This is a genomic window from Pseudomonadota bacterium, from assembly GCA_022361155.1.
Taxonomy (GTDB): domain Bacteria; phylum Myxococcota_A; class Polyangia; order Polyangiales; family JAKSBK01; genus JAKSBK01.
This window is the reverse complement of record JAKSBK010000128.1, coordinates 1-1349: the sequence shown is the minus strand read 5'-3', so window position 1 is coordinate 1349 and position 1349 is coordinate 1. Positions and strand designations below refer to the sequence as shown.

The 1349-nt window shown below is 62.6% G+C and carries 2 protein-coding genes; both read right to left on the bottom strand.

Annotation, left to right across the window (positions count from 1 at the left end; translation table 11 throughout):
- Window positions 1-142: 142 nt before the first annotated feature.
- Window positions 143-409, bottom strand: a complete 267-nt coding sequence (locus tag MJD61_04360; GenBank protein MCG8554509.1) for a hypothetical protein — start codon at window positions 407-409, stop codon at window positions 143-145.
- A gap of 258 nt (window positions 410-667) precedes the next feature.
- A partial coding sequence (locus tag MJD61_04355) for an integrase core domain-containing protein (protein ID MCG8554508.1) occupies window positions 668-1349 on the bottom strand: 682 nt, incomplete at its 5' end.

Below are 1349 nucleotides of genomic sequence, written 5' to 3'. Positions count from 1 at the left end.
GGACGAAACAGGTGGGTGCGGCGCAGCGTGCGGCGCGTGACCATCACGGTCATTCCGGGGACGATATAGCGTGGTTGCGTCATGCTTCGCACACCGCACCAAGCGTGCCGGACACCACCGCAGCTCATTTCGCACACTTACGCTACCGGTGGTGGCGAAAGTGCCTGCGCACGCCGGCGGACGCCAACGCGGGTCGGGCCGGCGGTGGCCAGTCGGCCGTGAGCGCCCCTCCACCATCGGCAGCGAGTCGATAGATCAGTAGATCTTCGTCAGCGAGAGCTGTAGTAGACGAAGTCAGGGTCACTCCGGTAAACATGATGGTGCCATCGAAGCTACCCGTCCCCACGACAGCACCATCAGTGAGATCAACGGCGATGTCCTCAAGCGCACTGTCCTCCGTGCTACCCACCACCTTGACCCACAAGAGATTGCCGTCAAGGTCGTACTTGGCAATGGAATGCGCATTCCCGCCCCGGAGAGTGGTACTCAGGCCTGGGGAGGCGACCACCTCCACGGGGCCAGGAGCAGTTCCGAAGCTTGCGCTTCCTCGGATCCTTCCGCCTACGTATAGGAACTGGCCAGCGGGCGGTTTGTCAAACACCGCGATGGCGCTGGTGTCTTGGTTCAGCGTGAACGTGACTCCGGGGAATGGGTCTGATTGGAGGTTCTAGGCAGCTAAAGCGCGAACCTCCTGACGGCGGCGCGCGCGAAGGGCGCGTGCGGCTTCGAGTTTACGATCGCGAGCCTCAAAGATCTCGTTTTCGCGCCCGGCGAGCTTGTCCGCCGGGGTGACGTAGCCAATGGCGCTGTGAAGGCGAACCGTGTTGTAGTGCGCGACGAGCTTGGCGGTGACCCGTCGAGCCTCGTCAATGCTGGTGGGCGGAGCCTCCTGCAGGCCAGTTTTGAGAGTGCCATGGAAACGCTCGATTTTTCCGTTCGACTGCGGATAGTAAGGGGAAGTGCGGACGTGGGTCATGCCGGTGAGCCGGATGAACTCCTTGAAGTCGCGGGCGATGAACTGCGGTCCGTTGTCCGAGATGATGCGCGGCTTGGCGTCGGGGTAGCGCTCGCGGGCGCGCTGGACGATGGTCTCGACGTCGCTCTCCGTCATCGTTTCACGAATCTCCCAGTGCACGATGGCACGGCTGAAGCCGTCGAGAATCCCGCAGAAATAGTAGAACGTACCGAGGATGTTCAGATACGCGACATCGATGTGCCAATGCGCGTGGGGCCGGCTTGGCTGCACAAAGCCTGTGCCCTTCTTCGAGGGCTTCTTGTTCCAACGGTCGAGCAGGCCCGCGGCGCGTAGCACGCGGTAGGTGCTGGACGGGCTCACCGCCACCACGTCG